The sequence below is a fragment of the Mesorhizobium temperatum genome (assembly GCF_002284575.1).
Classification (GTDB): domain Bacteria; phylum Pseudomonadota; class Alphaproteobacteria; order Rhizobiales; family Rhizobiaceae; genus Mesorhizobium; species Mesorhizobium temperatum.
Genome location: NZ_NPKJ01000022.1, coordinates 34,787 through 53,476, shown reverse-complemented (window position 1 = coordinate 53,476; position 18,690 = coordinate 34,787). Strand labels below are relative to the sequence as shown.

Genomic DNA, 18,690 nt, shown 5'->3' with positions numbered 1-18,690 from the left:
CGACTTTCGCGAAAAGCTGAGCTTCGTGGCTAGGGAAAAGTGCCTGGATGCGGCAGTATCCGCTGCCATAATGACTTAGGTTGATGAAGCGATGGAGAAAAGCGATGGAGAAAACGGTGATTGGGCGCCTGAGGGATCCACCCGCGAGGCGTGGGCGAGAAAATAGCTCATGAGGGTTGGAGCACGCTTGCATGCACTGAAGCGTGGCAGTCCAATTGGACAGTCCGGAGCAAGTCAACTTGAACGAGGTAACTGGACATAAAAACCTGACACGAAGGGCAGCCAACGGCCTCTCGTGGTCGGGTACCACATTGCTGGCCCGAACCTTTTTGAATGTCCTGGTCACGGCCGTTCTGGCGCGCCTGCTTTCCCCCCAGGAGTACGGCGTTGCCGGCGCTGCGCTGATCATCGCAGCCGTCGGCAATAACATTGCCAATCTCGGCATGTCGCAAGTCCTGGTCCAGCGACGGGACGTCGACGAGCGCCATATCGGAACCGTAATTTTCTTGTCCATGACAACCGCTGCCATTCTCGGCTTGCTTCAATGGGCGTTTGCACCGCAGATTGCCGATTTTCTTCATGTGCCGGAATTGGTCCTCATTTCGCGCCTCCTTGCGGTGATGATGGTCGCGAACGCGTTCAATCTGACCGCCGAGGCTATTTTGTCGCGGCACCTGAAATTCAAAATATCCTCGATAGCGAGTCTGGTCGCTTGGATTGCTTCCCATGTCGGCCTAGCCATTCCGCTTGCCTATTTTGGACTCAGCTATTGGGCCTTGGTGGTCGCGTATATGGCCGAGGCATCGATCCTGGCCAGCATCTATTTCTTCATCGCCAGGGACTATCTCGTGAGGCCCAGTTTCGACATGCAGTCCTATCGCGATATCCGCAGACAGAGCCTGGGCTATTCGCTGGCTGGTATATCATCCGTCACCGCCAAATATATCGATAATGTCATTGTCGCGCGCTTGATCGGCACTGCAGAGCTGGGCATTTACTCGCGAGCGTATTATCTGATCGCGATGCCGGCAACTCTGTTCGGCAATCTGAACAAGAGTGTGGTTTTCCCGCTCCTGTCGAAGGTTCATCACGATAAGGCGAGACTCCGCACGGCTCAGCTTAAGGGTTATGCTTTGACCGCGGCGCTTTCTCTACCGACTAGCGCATTTCTATGCTGTTTCGCAAAAGAGATTGTTCTGACAATCCTCGGCCAGAAATGGACGGATGCCGTCGTTCCTATTATCATATTCTCTGCAGTAATTTATTTCCGCGTGGGTTACAGAGTGTGCGGAGCAGTGACGCTTGCGACGGGCCAAAGTTACCGAACGGCCTCCATGCAGATCATTTACATGGCCCTTGTCGCTTCATTCGCGTTCTTCTCGGCGCCCTACGGCGTGAACGCAGTAGCCTTTTCAGTGTCCGGCGCTATTGCGACGAGTTTTTTCCTTTATGCGGCGATGACTTGTCGGATAACGGGATTATCAGCTCTGGATTTCGCGCTCGTCCATGTGCCGCCTGTCGCATTCGCCGCTGTGGTGTTCGCCACCGGCTTGGCGGTCAAAATGCTGCTTGCCGGATCGCCCGACTATCTTGTACTCGCGACCGGGCTTCTCGTTATAGGTACATTGTCCGTTGTCACTGTCTATCTGAGAGCGTCGCTACTCTTCGGGAAATATGGCGCGGAAGTCCTGCAAACCCTAACATCCAAGAAAACGAAATGGATTAGATTTGCATAGCCAACGGTACTGCACACTCGGCGCCTCTTCGACTGCCCATCCGACGATTTAGGGTGCGCAATCACATCATATAGGTACGGGGATTGGAGACACAGTCGGCGGCCTTGAGACGGTAGGCCTCCTTGACGAGGAGGCGATTGCCGTTTTCTCTCATCGGAACGGCTGCTCCTCCAAGCGGCAAACGCCGTTAACCGCGCAAACTCAGAAATTGTCACCTCCATAATCGAACAATTCCGCGGTTGCGCGGGTGCCTGCACAAATCCGCTGTCGTGCTGAACGATCGAGGCGGGCAACCGCTCGGGTGTTGACATCTGGTGCGATGTGATCGGATGCTTCGTCCAATTTTATCCGCAGCTTTTCGCCAGTTGCGGCGTCTGCGTTTGCCTTTCGCGCCGTCCCAAATGATTTAACCTTAAACCTGATTTTTCCGTCCTCCGCTGTCGCTATGCCGAGCGCGTCGTAAAGGCTTCTAACAAACGCATCCGGTGATTGGATCAAATCCTCGAATCGAAGCGATAGCGCATCACGCTTCCTCGACGCTTTGAACATCAGCCTAGTCACATCATTGTACCATTTGATCGCGCTCGCCTCGCTGAGACCGCTGCGTATCAGCCCTTCGCACATCGGCAATGGATGCCGCGTAAGCACAAGGTTCCGCGCTTCCATAAAGCCGCGCGCAATCGCGTCGTCGAATGCGATGTAGTAATCCATCACCTTCAAAACGACGTAGCGTGCTTGGGGCTTTTCGTTGCGCTCCCCAGGGAGGACGGTCTCGGCAGTCGCTGCGCGCATATGCCGCCAAAAGACGGGAACAGATGCCCAGTTGACGGCCCCGCCAATACGGCACGCAGCCTTGCGCAGCCTGTAGAAACGTCCGAACACTCCCACATGCCATTCGTACTTTGGCATCAACACATCCGGCGAACTGCCGATGATATTCCAGACAATGCTTGACCCACCTCGGCCAAAGCAATTCAATAGAAGCGCATTGGGCGGAAGAGCCTTGCCCGGCCTGGTGAGAGGCGAAGCACCGATCCTGTCGGCGGTCTGCATCTGCTTTCTCCGTTATCGCATCAGGCGCGACACACTTTCCCTGGCTGTCGTTGAAAGGCTAAACTGAAACCTATGATATGCTGCGGAGCTTGTGAGGAGAAGCGCGATATTAAGAAGTCACATCCCGAAACCAGCAATTATTGGCACACGACAATGACCAACCGCCTTTCTCGCCGGGACCTGGCGCGGGCCGCATGCGCCGCCCCTTTGCTGACGGCATCCGGTCGCCCAGGACGGGATGCTCGCCGCCGCCGGTCCGGCGCAAGGCTCGCAGCCGAAAGCTCACTCCTGGCATCCTGGTCTGTTCCCGGAAATGATTGTGAAATCCTGGTTGATGGTTCGCTGCATTCTCTGATGTGTTCTGTGATCAATGGCGTGACTTATCGGCTCGGCATGTACTTGCCGAGTTGCAAAAGGCGCGCGCTGGTGCTCGGTTCCTTGGCGGTTGGGCCGGTTCCAACCGGAGACCTGAGCATCACGCGCTCCGGTCCTCGGACACGGATGGGATCGTGTTCGTAAGCGGCCGCAATGACGAGAGCCAGAGGAAACTTACTGTCTAATGAGGTGTTAGCGGGTTGGCTGCACTGCCGCGCGTAACTTTTTGATCTGATCCCTAACCAACCGACGAGCAAGGATAGCGGTTTTGGTAGCGTGCCGGGACAGAACAGACATAGTCAGCGGCCGCGGCAGCTTGGCAGCCTCATACAGACTGACCACTTCAAAGCGTTGCAGACCCCCTACCATCCTTTCGATTTCTACATCGGACATTCCATCAAGATGGATGCATGACGTGTAGACGCCGAGTCGCCACCCGTGCGGTCGCGCGAATAGCTGCGGAACCATTATAAGTTCACCCTCCGAATATGGCCAAAAGCCGTAGCCATCGGTAACATAACGGAAGCCAGTGCGCTCCAAAGCTTTTAGAGTAGTGTTGTCGAATGTATGCCAAGGTGCCATGAACACGTCGGACCTTAGCCCTTCGGCAAGCAATATTTCGGCCCCCGCCGCAAGTCTTTCGGCCTGTATGTCAAGCGGATGACCTGCGAACTCGCTTCGATTTCTGATGCCAAGGTAGTTGGCGTGGCTGATGTCGTAGACGTGCCTGTACCCATGCTGTGCAACTATCCATCCCTCGGTGGAAAGCTGGCGTATCGTATCCCAGAATTCCTTCCTCGGGGCATCGTGGCAAAGCTGGGCGTCCATGCACTCCGGGATAACGCCAAGTGTGGCCGTCAAGCCGCGGCGCGACAATCCTTCGACGAAGCGCATGAAAGTTGCCCACTTCATTCTTGGGTGGATGTCGTCCACCCTGATCACGAGTTTAGTCAAACGCTTTCCTCACCAGATCGGTTATTCGGCGAAAACACTCTTCGTAAACGTCTGAGGACCTGCCGTCCGGGTCCGCCACATCTCCGCTTTCTCCAGCGAGTTCACTCAGCAGAAATACCTTATGGCGCGGGACCCTCCTACGGACCTCGTTGACATGGCGACTTTCGAATACGACGACGTTCTCTGCTCCCGAGATCGCACGCTCCAGAACTGTCGTACGGTGACCCGCTGCGCTCGTGCCAAGAGTTCCTTCGATATACCTTTCGACTTCAATTGAAGCGCGCCGGTCGGACCTTGTCAGTAAACATCCCGATTTGGCCGGAATGCCCAATTGATTGGCAACATAGGCGGCCACAACACTGCGATTCACATTGCCCTTGCAGATAAATACCACCCCTTTGGACACATCAATCGCATGGCGCTCCGTCCGATGCGGAAGGCGAAGGACGGCTTTTGAGTACAAGGGACGAACTGCAGTGACAAACTGATACATTCCTGGCAAAGGATCTGATAATCGCTCAACGTCGAATTGCTCTGTCCCAGAGAACACCATTCGGAAAGAAGCGAGCCAATGAAATAGTTTCTGGGGATTTCGAAGAACCCAGCCAATGTCCTTCTTTAGGTGCCTGGCGAAAACGTTTTCACGCGCCACCACAAGTTTACCGGTTCCCATACCCTGAAAGGCGTTCAAAACTAAGGTGGGATAATCCGCGCCGGCAAAGAGGGAGAGATTGAACGAACCCCAAGGACGACAATTTAACTCCATCAGGTAAAGTTCTCCATCGTGGCGCTTGCATTCAATCATCATCACGCCCGTCCACTCAAGGGCAGCGCTAAGGCCGCTAGCAACCTCTATAATAAGGTCTGTTACCTTCCCAGAGCGCCTGTAGGAGCTCCCGCCACCATAGCCCGGCTCGTGCAGCCGTTCCGTGACGGAGACACCGAGAAGCTGTCCCTGATATGAGGCGAAGTTTATCCCTGCGCCCGGGCCCGAGATGGGCTCCTGGATCAAAAGAGGCACAGGCGTGTCTCTGATCTTGCGCTCTAGCTCATTAGCTGTCTTGACGAAAGAGACCGATGTTCCGATCAGTCGATCGTCAACAATGTGAGACGAGAAGATTGGCTTGGCAAAGCAGGGGAATTCGATTCCAGAAATGTCGCCGTTAGGCGGAACCAGCGACGTTGGCGGGGCCTTCAACCAAGGCGCTACCAAGGAAATCGCGGCGAGCTTGTTCTTTGCCTTCTGAAGAGAGCAGAATGGAGGGCCAAGTATCGTAGTTTTTATATTATCACGAGCATAGTATACAAGTTCAACAGCGCCATCTGTTATAGGAATAACATAGTCAATATCTTCAAGTGCCGTTATAAGATTTAATGCTGATCGAGGCAAATCAATATTTGGATTTCCGATTGCAACCCGATTGCGACAATACCTTGATAAATCGGCTACTCTCTTGTTGTTTCCAAACTGCACGTGTGTAATATCGTGCCCGGCTCGACCCAAGGATCGACACACCGCAAGGCCGGCTCGATCGGTTGCGTCAACTAAGGCAATCTTCATAATCGTTAATAATCGGGAGTTGTTATTTGGGGGGTCTTGTCATAGGGCGCGCCAACGACTTTTTTTTCAGTCCAGTTCGAGGCTCGAGAGTGGGGCCAGTGTTACTTGCCTGTTAGCAGGTTGGACGTTCTGACTCATCGCCTCGGGCTCCGACACGCTCACCGCCTGCACGACTTGAGTTTTAGGGCGGTCCGAAAACATGCCTCGCAAATACAGCTTGATGGATGACCCCGGAGCTTCGAACAACTGGGCGAAGACAAAGGCGATGGCCATCACCACGGCAAGGGTTGCTAGGTAGATGCGTAGATGCTGAAAGTTCCGGCGCTAATATATCCCGGAAAGGGGGTGTAACGCAAGCAGTGGCCGGGGATCAAATACAGCTGACCTGCCCCTGAATTTTCATCCGGCTGCAATTAGAGCCTCGGCGGGTTTTACGCCGTATGGCGAGGGTGTGCAACGGACGATCGGCGGGGCTGGTCGGGGTTGCGCAGCCGATCGTCCGTTGCGGTGAGATTGGCGGCTGTTCATCCTGCTCAGACGTGACGGCGAGCCATCGGAAATCAACCGCGTCTATCGGCTCTATCGCGAGGAAGGGCTGGCGGTGCGCAAGCGGCGGTCACGACGACGCGCCGTCGGCACGCGGGCACCGATCCTGGTCGAGGCAAGGCCCGAACGCGCGCTGGTCGCTGGATTTCGTCCACGACCAGTTCGCCTGCGGCCGCCGCTTCCGCGTGCTCAACATCGTCGACGACGTGACGCGCGAATGCCTGGCGGCGATGCCGGACACCTCGATCTCGGGACGTCGGGTGGCGCGCGAGCTGGCCGAGCTGATCGCCCGCCGCGGCAAGCCGGGCATGATCGTCTCCGATCACGGCACCGAGTTCACCTCGGACGCTAGCCTCGCCTGGTCGAAGGATCATCGGGTGGAATGGCACTACATCGCACCGGGCAAGCCTATGCAGAACGGCTTCTGCGAGAGCTTCAACGGCCGTATGCGCGACGAGCTCCTGAACGAAACCCTGTTCTTCGGCCTCGACCATGCCCGAACGACGATCGCCGAATGGGCCGACGACTACAACCGGTCGCGCCCCACATTCTGCAATCGGATACATCACGCCTGCGGCCTATGCCGCCAATCTCACCGCTACGGACGATCGGCTGCGCAACCCCGACCAGCTCCGCCGATCGTCCGTTGCTCACCCCGCGCCATACGGCGTAAAACCCGCCGAGGCTCTAATTGCAGCCGGATGAAAATTCAGGGGCAGGTCAAACGCTATGAAGTCGGGAAAACGAATTCTCGCTTGATGCAAGCGAGGCGTTTGTATCGAGATTATCGCGCGCCTCATTGGCTCGACGGATGGTATAATAGGTGGAGCGAATATATCAACGCTGTGCCGAGCGCCACTACGATCCGTGGAACCGGGCGCTGCTTGATTAAGAGAATGTGAAAGACGAAGATTGTAGTCCAGCGCGGGCTGGTGGCGGGGTCGCAGGCCGTGGTGAATGTGGCCAGGACAATTGGCTAAAGCTTCCTTACGGCTAGTTTGAGCGAACGGGTCAGAAGTTGTCGGCTCCATAGCCGAACAATTCCGCGGTTGCCTGTCCAAATCCGCTGCCGCTCTGAATGATCGAGGCGGGCAACCGCTCGGGTGTTGACATCTGGTGCGATGTGATCGGGTGCTTCATCCAACCTTATCCGCAGCTTTTCGCTTGACCCACCCCGGCCAAAGCAATTCAATAGAAGCGCATTGGGCGGAAGAGCTTTCTCCGGCCTGGTGGGAGGCAAGGCACCGATCCTATCAGCGTCAGCATCTCTTTCTCCATATCGGATGAGGCGTGCGACCTACTTTCCCTTGTTGTCGCTGAAGCCAACCGGAAACCCTATGATATGCTGCGGAGCTTGTGAGGAGAAGCGCGATAATGGATAACAGGTGTCCATGGTGGAGTCTTACCCCGAAACCAGCGACTATTGGCGCGACGTGAGATAAGTAAGGCACACGATAATGGCCAACCGCATCTCTCGCCGAGATCTGGCGCGGGCCGCATGCGCCGCCCTTGTGCTGACGGCGTCCGGTCGCCCAGGACGGGATGCCCGCGCCGCCGGTCCGGCGCAAGGCTCGCAGCCGAAAGCTCACTCCTGGCATCCTGGTCTGTTCCCGGAAATGATTGTGAAATCCTGGTTTCAGGAGGATCTGGCCGAAGGCGAAGTCTCCTCGTGGAAATCGGGCGGCGTGAAGCCGCTGGCTGCGATGCAGGCCGAGCCCTCCCTGCGGCCGACAAAGCTTCCGAATAACGGCGGCGTTCTCTTCAAGAAGGGCACGAAACAGGCATTGACTTGGCCCGCCGATAACGATGCGCCGTACCTTCACCGCTGGTGGCTCGTGATCGCCCGGTGCAATTCGGCGATCAATGCCGACGCGGAAAACGTTTCCGTTCTTTGCGTCAATGGCGCGGAGGGTGGCCCGGTGCATCGCCAGCCCCAGGTCTGTTTCAAGCCCTCGGCCGGCATATTCGTTTCGCGGCTCCATGACGGAAAGCTCAAGAGCGAGGAAGGGCAGTGCTCGACCTATTTTGACGACTGGAATGTCATGGTCGGGTACCGCCGCGGGTTCGTGATGCAGGCTGTGGTGAATGGGGTCAAGACGGCCGGCCAGACGGTTTATGCATTGGCGCCCAACCGGATGAAATCGCAGAGCTTCATGGGCGATGTGAACAATCCGATGAGGGCCGATGTCGCGATCGACTGCGTCATCATCGGGCAAAGCGAACTAAATGACTCGCAGATCGAGAAGTTGATGGGATGGGGCATGTGGCGCGCCGGCCGGCAAGCCGACCTGCCCGACGATCATCCCTATCGCCAGAGCCCTCCTTCAGCCCTGGATGCGAACGACAAACCCGCTCGTTATGAATTCGATTCGGCCTCGTGGGCGTCCTGGGCAGCTATCGGCAAAGAGCGGCGATATGCTCATCGTGGTGAGGCGGCGCCGCCGATCCGCGCTTACACAACGGTTTTTTTTGACGACTTCGAATCCAACTCGGTTGTCGATGATTCCAAAGGCGAGCAAAGCAGCATCTGGTATGCGCCGACCCATCTGACGACCGTTGGTGTTGACGCCGTTACCCCGCCGATCTCGGCGTCGCCCTCCTCCTATGTGCACGACGCCACCAGCCACACGCTGGCGCTCCGGCTCTTGCATAAGGGCCGTTGGAGAACAGGTGCGTTCTCTTCCGTGAACAACAATGGCCAGGGGCGGTGTTGGGGAAAGGGGATCTTTGAGATCCGCGCCAGACTGCCGAAGATACTCGCGCCCCGCCCGGGATTTTTTCCTGCTTTCTGGGCGTATGGGAAGGAGCAGCTATTCTGGCGGACGCGCAATCGTCTTGAGACGGACTTTTGGGAATATGACGGTCTCAACGGGGCCTATATCAACATCAGCCAGCACGTGCACAAACCCAGACTCGGCTATGCAGATCCACATATCACGCCACGTGGCGTGCACCGGAAAATCGCCGGCTATCAAGTCGATCCATCGAATGGCTTTCCCGCGACGATCGACATATACGATGGCGAATTTCATACTTGGTACGCGCAGATCGAGGATGATTACACGTATTTTGTGATCGACGGCTATGAAGTAGCGCGCGTTCCGACGACACCGGAACTCGCAGCGAAAAAATACATCATGGTGGATTTCGCCTATGACGACAAAAAGGGTGGTGCTTCACCGGATCCATCCCAGACCTATGACATGGTCATCGACTATATAAAGGTCCGGCAGAAAGAAACGGATCTGGCCGAGGTCCCGCCGGGGTTCATGGCTTTGCCGGCTTTGTCGGGCCAGGCTTCATCAGGCCAAGCGCTGACCGTCGTATCGGACGTGGTCGCGTCGCAAATAGAGCATCTCTGGTATCGCGACGGCGTTCCGATCGTGGGCGAAACCGGCACAAGCTATGAACTCAGCTCGCGGGATGTCGGGCATAAGATTCGCTGCCATGTTCGCGCGGTCTCTGTGCTCGACCAGCCAGAAGCCTGGACCCCGGAGAGCGAGACCGTCGGCTAGAACGCATCGACTGCGCGACGCCAGCATGCGTCATCACTCTCGTCGGACTGCTGATGAGCTCTGCCACCAGTAAGCCTCCCCGCAGCCGAGGAGGGTGAGTTTTCCCAACAGGCGGAAACCTCTTCGATATGCGATGCCACAGCGGGCGGAACGATGAGTTCGTCGGCTGATACATCCAATAAGTTCTGTTTCCGGGGAAGAGAACATGCTAAAGAAGATCGCGCCCAGCGAGAGAGCTGTGATGCGTTATCTTCTCACATTCGCGGTACTGAGCCTCTTCCTGCCAATCAGGCTCGAGACGGATCTTGTACTGCTGCGTCCGTTCGAGCTGATCGCATTGCTGACGCTCTTGATTGGCCTGGCGACGGGGCGTTGGCGAAGATTGGCTTTTTCAGCCGGTTTTCTACTGCTCCTGCCCTTCTTGGGCTGGCACATGGTCTCGGCCTTCAGCGTGGACGCAGAGAATGGCCTGCGCGAGCTGTTGCAGATGTCCGCTGTGGGCGCCTTTGCGTTCGCCTTGGCACAGGAGGCCAGCCGGGTCGACACGCACAAGGCCGTCAACATCTTGCTTTTCGGCATGGTGCTGATCCTCGCCTATACGATCACCTGGCATGTCGCCCATGGCTACTTGGTCGGCTGGAAGCATCTGTTCGATCCGAAGCTCGCGTTCAGCTTCGTTCCAATTGCGCTCGCGGGGCTCCTCATCTTCTCCAATCGGGCCAAGCGGCGCACCCTTTGGCTTGCATGGGCAGGGATACTTCCCCTGCTCGTGCTATCTGGGGAACGCAAGGCGTTATTGATCTATCTCTTTCTGACTGCTGCGCTACTGATGCGCGGACGGCTCGCTGCGATTGTACCGGCGATCGCCGTCGGCTTCGTGGGTCTTTTCGTGCTGGCGACCACAGTGGAAAACTCATATGTCGGAAAGCAGTTGCAGACCATCCTCCATCCGCTGAGCATGGGGCAACACGAATATCTGGCGGCGACGGGGAAATATGCCCCTGGAGACACGCCGAGCAATGTCCAGCGCGCGTTTGCTTTCACTCTGTCCAGACAACTCATCTCCGAACATCCACTGGTGGGCGTGGGTACGAACCAATTCAAGAATATTATCGAAACGGATTTCAGCGGACTTCCTGACGAGTTGCGGCTTGCGATACATGGCGAGTTTCAACGTATCCTCACCGAGAACGGCATCATTGGGCTCAGCCTCTATGTTCTCATATGGATTGCTGCATGGTTTCGCTTAAGCCGTACTCTAAGCTGGGCGCTTTCTCACGGATTGATCGGAGCGGCCCAGGCACGGGTTCTGCCCCTCGTGCTCCTTGTTCCTTGCGCCTTTTACGTTGGAACAGAAGCCTCCGGCACACGAGCTTTCGTTACGCTGAGTCTTGTCTCGCTCCTGCCTGAATTGACGCGGCACGGGCTTTGCCTATCATTGCACAGGATGCGGAGGAGCCACCCCAGGAGCATGAGACATCCTCGATTTCTCGCGAGCCCCTTGCCAGGAAACACGAGATGAGTGTTTCGGTTATCATGACATGCCACAATGAAGAACGCTTCATCGTGCAGGCAGTGGAAAGCGTGATTAATCAGACCGCGTCGAGCCACATCAAAGAGATCATCATTGTCAATGATGGCTCGAAGGACGGCTCGTCGGAAGTGATTGCATCGCTGGGTCGCAGGGAGCCGCGCGTACATGTCCTGACGACGGCGGGTATCGGGCTTTCATCGGCGAGGAATCTTGCCATCAGACATGCTGCCGGCGATCTTATCGCAATTCTCGACGGCGATGACTTCTGGGCCGAGGACAAGCTTGAGCGTCAATTAGCCGTCTTGGGCAATGGCTGCAAGGCAGGTCTTGTCTATGGCGATTTTGTCGATTTTTCCGCTCCGGATCTATCCGATGCTCTACACGTCGCCGTGCGCCGCTATCGCGCGGACCAATGCGATACGCTGCCGACATATTTTCTGCTTGATGGGCCTATTATTCCTTCCAGTATGGTTATGCGGCGGGAGATGGTCGAAGATATCGGGTTATTCAACGAGGCATTCAGGGCTGGAGAGGATACAGAGTTTTGTATGCGCGCAGCCGAGCGTTGGACATTTCAACATGTGGCCGAAGCACTCGTCTATAAACGGCGCCATGGCTCGAACATAACCCGCAGACTCGACGCGCTTCTGCCGGTAGCCGAACGCCTCACGCGAGAATGGGCCATGCGACGGCGGGAACTTACGCACCTCGCGCGTCGACGCAACGCGCGTTTGTACGCAAAGGCGGGCAATGATTGCGTGGCTCAAGGCGAAAAGAAACGCGGAGCGCGCTTGCTCATTCGCGCGATGTGGCACGATCCATTGTCATGGCGGGTGTACGTTTACTTTTTTCTTTGCGCCCTGCCGAGGGGCATGGATCCGCAGGTGCGCCGTGCAGCCAAGCTATTGTTCTACCGCGCCTTGCGCAAAGACTTTGCTGACGGCTCTTAAAGATGCTGGCGGAATGGCGAGAGTTCGAGCATCTCAGGCGGCAGCCCTGGAATCCTTCCGTACCGATTATTCTGTACCGCGACACAGGACCATAACGGAGGCGAAATCAGAGCTCTCCGCGGTCGCCAAGTCTCTCTTAACGCGGGTAAGAACTTGAAAGGTCTCCAGACCCCAGCAGTGAGCCCTCACCACAAGCGCAGGAGAATTCCACACAAGATCGGGCAGTTATTTGCGACAGTAAATGCGAGGTGCAAGAGAATCGGAGCGCTTCACTATTACAATGCGAATTCTTTACTTCATCAACGGATTCGATCCCGGTGGCGCCGAGCATGGGCTGCTCACCTTGCTGCAAGCAGGATTTTTCAGCGGCCACGAGCTGAAGATTCTCGCCTTTTGCCGTGGTCGCGGGGCTCTTGCCGATGAAATCGCCGCAAAGATCGGAGAGCACAATCTTATCCTGACGTCGCAGAGTGAAGAGCCTTCCTTGCGCACCTTTGTGGGCACGTTCTTTGTAATGTTGCGCCTCATCCGGGAGTGGCGGCCGGATATGGTTGCGTTGTCGCTCAAGCAGGCCAATCTCCTGGGACGGCTAGTTGCGATGTTTGCTCCTCGGCTGCACTGCGTTTCATTCGAACACACTACCCGCTACCGCTCCCGGCGCGCCGCAGGTATTTATGGCCCTGTGCTCAAGGCCCTGTCCTGGCGCGTTGACGAAATCTGGGCTGATTGCGAAAGTACGCTGCAAGAGACGCAAGCCTACTTCCTGCCGCGCAGGCGCCGCTCGCATATCGTGCCTTTGTTTTGCGCCGATGAGGCTTCCAGCCACAAGCGCGATTACGCGCTTCACACACCCTTGCGCCTTGCTGCTGCCGGACGGCTTATCGCGCTAAAGAACTTTGACCGCCTGATCGAGGCCATCCGAATGCTGCAAGACCGCGGCGTTTCTGCAAGCCTCGATCTTTACGGCGATGGGCCGGAACGGCAGGCGCTTTCACGGAAGGCGGATGAGCTCGGCGTTGGAGATCGCGTGCATTTCCATGGCTATGTCGCGCGCTGGTCCGAGCTAGCCTGTGATCGTGACGTGTTCATCAACTTGTCCGATACGGAAGGGTTCTGCATCGTCGTCGCCGAGGCGATGCTTGCCGGCCTTCCGATTATCGCGACCGACGTCGGCGGTATCCGGGATTACGGCAAGCACGGAGAGAATATGCTGAAGCTTACTGTTTCCTCAGCGGAGATGGCGGTGACGCAAGCATTGGTGTTGGCGGGCGATGAAACGCTCTGCAGGAGGATTGGAATGCAGGCGCGACAGGATACGCTGCAGGCCTATTCGCAGGATGCTTTGCGTGCCCGCGCTACGGCGGTGTTGGGTGGCGGAATGTAAGGACCGGCAACGGACTGGCGACCAGGATAGCCGGGCCGATCGTGAATTCTGACTGCTCGGCATCCCACCTGTCCGACATGGTTCTCGACCTGGCCCTTCTCCCAGTCCGATGCCAGCGTGCAGCCCACCGGCTGGAGGAAGCGACGATGTATCGCCCGTCCTTGCCGACGAACACCATCTCCTGCGTCTCGCGCGGATAGGCCCGGACGGAGTTGTTCGTCAAAGCCCTCCTTGGGCTATCTGCTCAAGACAAAACAATGCCTGCTCCACAACTAGGCCTGGTAATACCGATGATAACGTTCACTGTAAAATTCGGCGCTGCCGAACTTTTGGTACCGCTTGATTCTTTTGATATCGACCTTGTTGAGCAGCACGCCGATGCATTTATCCGCCAGGATCGGGTTGTTGTCGAGGATTTCGCGCACGAATGTACGAGCGGTCACACCCCATTCAACAACCAGAACAAGGCCGTCGAGGTGCTGGACAAAGGACCTCACGTCCGCGACTGGAGCCAACGGGGGCAAATCAACGACGACGTAATTGAACATAGGGCCCACCTTGAGCAGAAAGTCGCCCATTTTCTCGATAGGCTGCATGGTGTTTGCGAGCTTTTGTTGGCTCTCGTTCACGCCGGGCAGGAACCTCAATGGCAATGACTGATGGGCCAGCAAATCTCTCGGATTGAGTTCTCCAGCCAACAAGTTGGCCAGGCCTCGTTCCCAGCCGTTGGCTAACATAGGGGACAAGCCCGGATTGTGGATATCGGCATCGATCAACAACGTCTTACAACGCTGCATAGCAAGAACCATCGCTAAATTAGCAGCGACCAGAGACTTCCCTTCTCCCGGGAGGCAAGAAACGATGCCGAGCACCTTGGTGCTCTTCCTTGGTAACTCGACGTCAACAGCGACTTTCACAGTTCGCATCGCTTCAGCGAATTCCGAGCGCGGATGTTGCTCTACCCAGTTGAAAGCGCTGTTCCCCACCTCGATGAATGACGGCTCCCCGGCCGCACGATCGTGCTTGTTTCGGCGAATTGGCTTCCCGTCCAGCAAAGGGATCATTCCGAGCGTCTGAAGTCCGAGCTCATCGCGCACTTGAGCCGTCGTGCGGAAAAAGCGCTCCCGGTACTCCCGAATTCCGCCCACACCGGCGCCAACCATGCCGGCGAGCACGACGCAGAACGCCAACGTAAGACTGCTGTTCGGAGAACTCGGTCTGCTGGGGGTTGCTGCCTCCGAGATAGTCCGCGCCTCCGTCAACGCCATCGAAAGGTTCTGCAGGCTCGCTTGGTACTGCTGCAGGACCTGTTCATATTGCGACTTGAGAGAGGACGCCTCAAGTTCGAGCTGGCGCAAGGTAACCAGCGTTTCCTTGGTCAGCGTATTGTCTGTTCGGAACCTGTGGATTGCGAGCTCGGCATCGACCGATCGCTTCCGCACCGTCTCGAGCTCTTCCGCCAGTGCGCCGCGAGCTCGGATAATCGACTCGTCTTTGGCTCCGACTTGGTCAGAAATATAGATTTCTGCATACTTACTGGTTATTTTTTGCGCCATTTCGGCGCTAGGCGACCGAAATTGGACTTCCAGAATGTAAGAATCCCCTACACGAGCTACCGTTATATTCTCAGCCAGAATGCCAAATGCCTGCCATCGAGGATCGGATCCTCGCGCGGCACTCGATTTCACCGGCGCTCCGCTTGCTTCGGAACTGCCGATGAATGGCCAAACCAACCGAGCGACCGATCCTGTGAGACTGTTGAGCAATGAATATGGCGCTGACAAGAAAGAGCGATCGGTAGCAAGACCGAGGCTGTCAACGACTTTTAGCCCGATGCGGTCGGAACGCAACAATTCGACCTGACTCAGCATCATCGGGTCAAGCGGTGCGGAGCTTCCGCTCTCTGTTAACTTCGTCACGACGGATGGCTGGTTCTTGTCGATCAGGATTCTGGCGGTCGACTCGTACAAGGGCACCTCGGCCCAAAGATACGCCAGCCCCAGCACAAGTCCTGTGAGCGCGCATGTAAGGACGAACCTCAACTGCCGTTGCGCTGCCGCCACGAGTGTTTCGAGATCAATCGTTCCCCACTGAGGATCGCCAAATGTGAAGGCAGAATCCGGGTGCTTTTCAACTTCGCGGAGCATAAGCCTTCAAACCCGTGGGATGAGACTGGCAGCGCATTGCTAGTGACAACACCATACCACATTATCTGACTAAATGTCTGCAAATTCAGTATCGACGCTCGCGGAGCACCGGCGCACCGCTCGGGGCGGGCATCAGCCCGCTTTTCGTCAAAGGCGCAACTCCTAACCTCGATGCTATAAACGAAACCTCACGCGGCCCATGCTCCGACTGCCGCAATTCCGCTGCATGTCGTAAGCTCCAATTGAAGGAAGAAATTGAGTCGTGCCAAATGGCAAAACATCTGAGCAAGAGATTCCGGCCTCAGGTTGAGCCTGTCCTGCGGGAAACAGGAATGGCTCGTCGATCACAGACGCGCGATAACGATCACCTCAAGGGTCTTGCGCGCATCTGGCGCCTCGCGGAAAGCCTCTCCGCTGCCCGAATGAGACAGGTTGCAGTCACATTTTGTTTCGTGGTGTGGGGTGTCATCTTGCTGATCGTCCTACTCTAGCAGCCAGAGCCTATAAAGGGGGGAGAGTGGCCCGCCTCACTTACTAAGTGGCTCGGCAGTTGCTCCCTTTCGGACTCATCGCGCGATGTGTTACTTCGGAATCATCGATTCTTTGGTGACCGAGCGGCGGCGCACCAGCAGCATGATAGCAACAAAGTACCCGATCTGTACCAAGATCCCACAAATTAGCGTTTGGACAAACGTGCTCCAGAGGGAGGCGGTGAGCAAATATGTACTGATGGCGAATGCCAACAGTACTATGATATACCCTCGCAAAAAAAGCAAAAAGGACATCGTCCCACTCGCAGCCGCTGGTGTGACGCGCTTCTTGGCTATCCAGGCCTCAGCGCGTTAACCATCATAACATATCGGAACGGGTCAGGGCGACCAATATATTAGCAGGTGCGAATAAAGACGCCCCAACCTGTGCCGGGACGCTTGCTTCCAGGCGCGACCAACTCCCGTTCGGCGGCCTGAAGAGGTTTGCCACGCGGATTGGCCATGCCATGCGATCTGGATTAGGCAGAGGCTGAGTCGAGGTGTGTGCGCCGAGTTGAGCAAAATGGGATGGCTTCGACGTTGGTGTGTCCGCCGCGCAGCTTCCGTGTTTAGCGGAGCGGCGGACATGGCGGCCGCGCCTCAGGCGGCCAATGCCGCTCAGGCCACCAGAACGCGACTGCCATCAGGTAGCGCGCGATCGGCTGCTCGCTGGCCGGCGGTGTCGCTTCCGATCGGCGACACGATGGTGACGTCAGCCATAGCGTTTGCGGCTCCACGACTGCACCAGATTGACGACCAGGAGCATCGCGAACGATAGCAAAACCATGATCGCCGCGATCGCGGTGGCCGCCGGATAGTTGTATTCTTCCAGCCGGATGACGGTCAGAGTGGGGCGATCTCGGAACATCGGCTGCCTTGTTGCCGTTGTTCAGAGCGTAAATTCGCCTCAAAGGAATGGCATTGTGAGAAAGGTCTGCGTCGATGTCATGCTCAAGCATTGCGGGGTGATCGCGAATGTTGAATAGATCGGTGCGCTGGATGCGGGCAGGCAGCTGCGCTGCGCTCGCATGCATGTTTCTGTTGTTCGCAAACGCGAATCTGTCGAATGGCCTTGCCCTAGCAGAGGAGTACAATGTCGGCGAGTACCGTCTGCAGACTGGCGACGTGATCGGCTTCGCTGTCATGGGCTATCCCGAGATGCAAAAGCGAGCTGTGATCGACCAAAGCGGTGTAATTATGTTGCCGGTCCTAGGCCCCCTAAAGGTTCTCGGGAAGACAATAGAGGATGTTCGCAAGGAGGTAATCGAAGTTTTAAAACCAAAATCCCTTCCGCAACGATCCGCCGACGGCACTGAGACTTGGACTGGTTTTTACCCAGATCAGATTATTGTTGATATTGAGGAATACCGACCCGTCTATATTGACGGGGACATTGCCTCTCCTGGGATTCAGCCCTTCAGACCAGGAATGACTGTCCGACAAGCTGTGGCGGCTGGCGGCGGCTACAAGCTCGGTCGCGGTGAGCTTGAAAACCCTGAAATGACAGCAGCGGACCTTGGCGGCCGCCTCCACATTCTGCGCATCAAGTACCAGGAAAGCGAAATCAAAGCTGCTCGCATAGAGGCGCAGCTGAGCGGCGCCAGAGCGATTGAGGTTCCGGACGCAGAACGTGACCCGAGCCTCGAACCTCGTCGCGACGAAGCTTTGCAGCAGGAGGGGAAGCATCTTGAAGCTGTCTATGCGGATCAGGAGAAGGAGCGCGCTTCGATTAAGTTGGCCACAACCAAGGCGGCAGAACGAATGGGCTACCTGAAGGAGCAGCAGAAGGCGGATCAAGCGGGCGCAGCCGCAGATGCGGCGGAACTTGATCGCCTCAAGAAGCTCTTCGAAAAAGGTCTGATCCAGATCACGAGGGTCAACGATGCTCAACGCGCAGTGCTCTTGTCAGCGACCCGCGCTTTGCAAACCAACGCTGAGATCGCTCGACTTGAACGCGACCAAGGGGATTTGCAGCGCAGTCTTGATAAGCTTATCGACCAGGGTCGAATTGACCTGTTGGCTGACTTGCAGACTGAACGCGCGGCGATGACGCAAATGCGCGCTGAGATGGATTCATTGACCAAACAAATCGCCTACGTGATGCAGATGCGCAGCGACCTTGTTGGCGAAGGGGACCGAATTACGATCGGTGTAACCCGCTCCACTGACGGACAAGCAGCGACGACCGAGGCGACTGAAGATACTCTGCTCGCTCCGGGTGACACCATCACAATTACGCTGCAGGCCCCACCAGGGGCGGCGGCCGCGAACTAACTAAATATTGTAATAGAGCGGCGCGCAGTTACACCGTGTCCTATCGAGATGTGATCTGGACCAAGAGAGTTCTGGTGGCCGCTCAGGGTCCGGGCAATGACGTGGTTGCCGCGTGCGCCGCCAAAGCCTGG

11 protein-coding genes and 3 pseudogenes are annotated in these 18,690 nt (G+C 56.7%); 7 read left to right on the top strand and 7 right to left on the bottom strand.

Annotated features, from left to right (window positions below; translation table 11 throughout):
* The first annotated feature begins 239 nt into the window (after positions 1 to 239).
* Positions 240 to 1,736: a lipopolysaccharide biosynthesis protein gene (locus tag CIT26_RS06200; protein WP_167391297.1), complete on the top strand. Its 1,497-nt coding sequence runs from the start codon at positions 240 to 242 to the stop codon at positions 1,734 to 1,736.
* 201 nt (positions 1,737 to 1,937) lie between these two features.
* On the opposite strand, the gene CIT26_RS06195 is transcribed toward CIT26_RS06200, so the two are convergent.
* The 4 genes and pseudogenes from CIT26_RS06195 to CIT26_RS37010 form a co-directional block, all read right to left on the bottom strand.
* Positions 1,938 to 2,789 (bottom strand): sulfotransferase, encoded by an 852-nt coding sequence (locus CIT26_RS06195; protein ID WP_095491752.1) that lies wholly within the window; start codon positions 2,787 to 2,789, stop codon positions 1,938 to 1,940.
* Between the two features lie 567 nt (positions 2,790 to 3,356).
* Positions 3,357 to 4,118 carry a DUF2334 domain-containing protein gene (locus CIT26_RS06190; protein ID WP_095491751.1) on the bottom strand — a complete coding sequence of 254 codons (762 nt, stop codon included), beginning with the start codon at positions 4,116 to 4,118 and terminating at the stop codon, positions 3,357 to 3,359.
* Positions 4,111 to 5,592 (bottom strand): ATP-grasp domain-containing protein, encoded by a 1,482-nt coding sequence (locus tag CIT26_RS06185; RefSeq protein ID WP_167391296.1) that lies wholly within the window; start codon positions 5,590 to 5,592, stop codon positions 4,111 to 4,113. The genes CIT26_RS06190 and CIT26_RS06185 overlap by 8 nt, the downstream gene beginning before the upstream one ends.
* Positions 5,593 to 6,078: 486 nt before the next feature.
* Positions 6,079 to 6,200: pseudogene (locus CIT26_RS37010) on the bottom strand (IS3 family transposase); the annotation flags it as partial.
* Between CIT26_RS37010 and CIT26_RS06175 the strand changes: the two are divergent.
* The 5 genes and pseudogenes from CIT26_RS06175 to CIT26_RS06155 form a co-directional block, all read left to right on the top strand.
* A pseudogene (locus CIT26_RS06175) lies at positions 6,197 to 6,930 on the top strand (IS3 family transposase); the annotation flags it as partial. The pseudogenes CIT26_RS37010 and CIT26_RS06175 sit on opposite strands and share 4 nt — an antisense overlap.
* Positions 6,931 to 7,682: 752 nt before the next feature.
* Positions 7,683 to 9,740 carry a hypothetical protein gene (locus CIT26_RS06170; RefSeq protein WP_095491748.1) on the top strand — a complete coding sequence of 686 codons (2,058 nt, stop codon included), beginning with the start codon at positions 7,683 to 7,685 and terminating at the stop codon, positions 9,738 to 9,740.
* A gap of 205 nt (positions 9,741 to 9,945) precedes the next feature.
* Positions 9,946 to 11,262: an O-antigen ligase family protein gene (locus CIT26_RS06165; protein ID WP_095491747.1), complete on the top strand. Its 1,317-nt coding sequence runs from the start codon at positions 9,946 to 9,948 to the stop codon at positions 11,260 to 11,262.
* A complete protein-coding gene (locus CIT26_RS06160) occupies positions 11,259 to 12,224 on the top strand; it encodes a glycosyltransferase family 2 protein (RefSeq protein WP_095491746.1) in 966 nt (321 codons plus the stop codon). The genes CIT26_RS06165 and CIT26_RS06160 overlap by 4 nt, the downstream gene beginning before the upstream one ends.
* A 280-nt stretch (positions 12,225 to 12,504) precedes the next feature.
* Complete coding sequence (locus CIT26_RS06155) at positions 12,505 to 13,608, top strand: glycosyltransferase (protein ID WP_167391295.1); 1,104 nt, start codon at positions 12,505 to 12,507, stop codon at positions 13,606 to 13,608.
* 272 nt (positions 13,609 to 13,880) lie between these two features.
* Here the strand turns inward: CIT26_RS06155 and CIT26_RS06150 are convergent, their stop codons facing one another.
* The 3 genes and pseudogenes from CIT26_RS06150 to CIT26_RS06140 form a co-directional block, all read right to left on the bottom strand.
* Positions 13,881 to 15,755, bottom strand: a complete 1,875-nt coding sequence (locus CIT26_RS06150) for a Wzz/FepE/Etk N-terminal domain-containing protein (RefSeq protein ID WP_095491744.1) — start codon at positions 15,753 to 15,755, stop codon at positions 13,881 to 13,883.
* A gap of 581 nt (positions 15,756 to 16,336) precedes the next feature.
* Positions 16,337 to 16,540, bottom strand: coding sequence for an exopolysaccharide production repressor protein (locus CIT26_RS06145; protein WP_095491743.1), 204 nt, complete (start codon positions 16,538 to 16,540; stop codon positions 16,337 to 16,339).
* A gap of 457 nt (positions 16,541 to 16,997) precedes the next feature.
* A pseudogene (locus tag CIT26_RS06140) lies at positions 16,998 to 17,138 on the bottom strand (molybdate ABC transporter permease subunit); the annotation flags it as partial.
* 122 nt (positions 17,139 to 17,260) lie between these two features.
* Between CIT26_RS06140 and CIT26_RS06135 the strand changes: the two are divergent.
* A complete protein-coding gene (locus CIT26_RS06135) occupies positions 17,261 to 18,559 on the top strand; it encodes a polysaccharide biosynthesis/export family protein (RefSeq protein ID WP_095491742.1) in 1,299 nt (432 codons plus the stop codon).
* The last annotated feature ends 131 nt before the right edge of the window (positions 18,560 to 18,690 follow it).

Coding starts and splice junctions, on each gene's coding strand:
- CIT26_RS06135 (WP_095491742.1), top strand. CDS start 17,261: ATGTTGAATAGATCGGTGCGCTGGATGCGGGCAGGCAGCTGCGCTGCG.
- CIT26_RS06195 (WP_095491752.1), bottom strand. CDS start 2,789: ATGCAGACCGCCGACAGGATCGGTGCTTCGCCTCTCACCAGGCCGGGC.
- CIT26_RS06170 (WP_095491748.1), top strand. CDS start 7,683: ATGGCCAACCGCATCTCTCGCCGAGATCTGGCGCGGGCCGCATGCGCC.
- CIT26_RS06145 (WP_095491743.1), bottom strand. CDS start 16,540: ATGTCCTTTTTGCTTTTTTTGCGAGGGTATATCATAGTACTGTTGGCA.
- CIT26_RS06160 (WP_095491746.1), top strand. CDS start 11,259: ATGAGTGTTTCGGTTATCATGACATGCCACAATGAAGAACGCTTCATC.
- CIT26_RS06150 (WP_095491744.1), bottom strand. CDS start 15,755: ATGCTCCGCGAAGTTGAAAAGCACCCGGATTCTGCCTTCACATTTGGC.
- CIT26_RS06165 (WP_095491747.1), top strand. CDS start 9,946: ATGCTAAAGAAGATCGCGCCCAGCGAGAGAGCTGTGATGCGTTATCTT.
- CIT26_RS06155 (WP_167391295.1), top strand. CDS start 12,505: ATGCGAATTCTTTACTTCATCAACGGATTCGATCCCGGTGGCGCCGAG.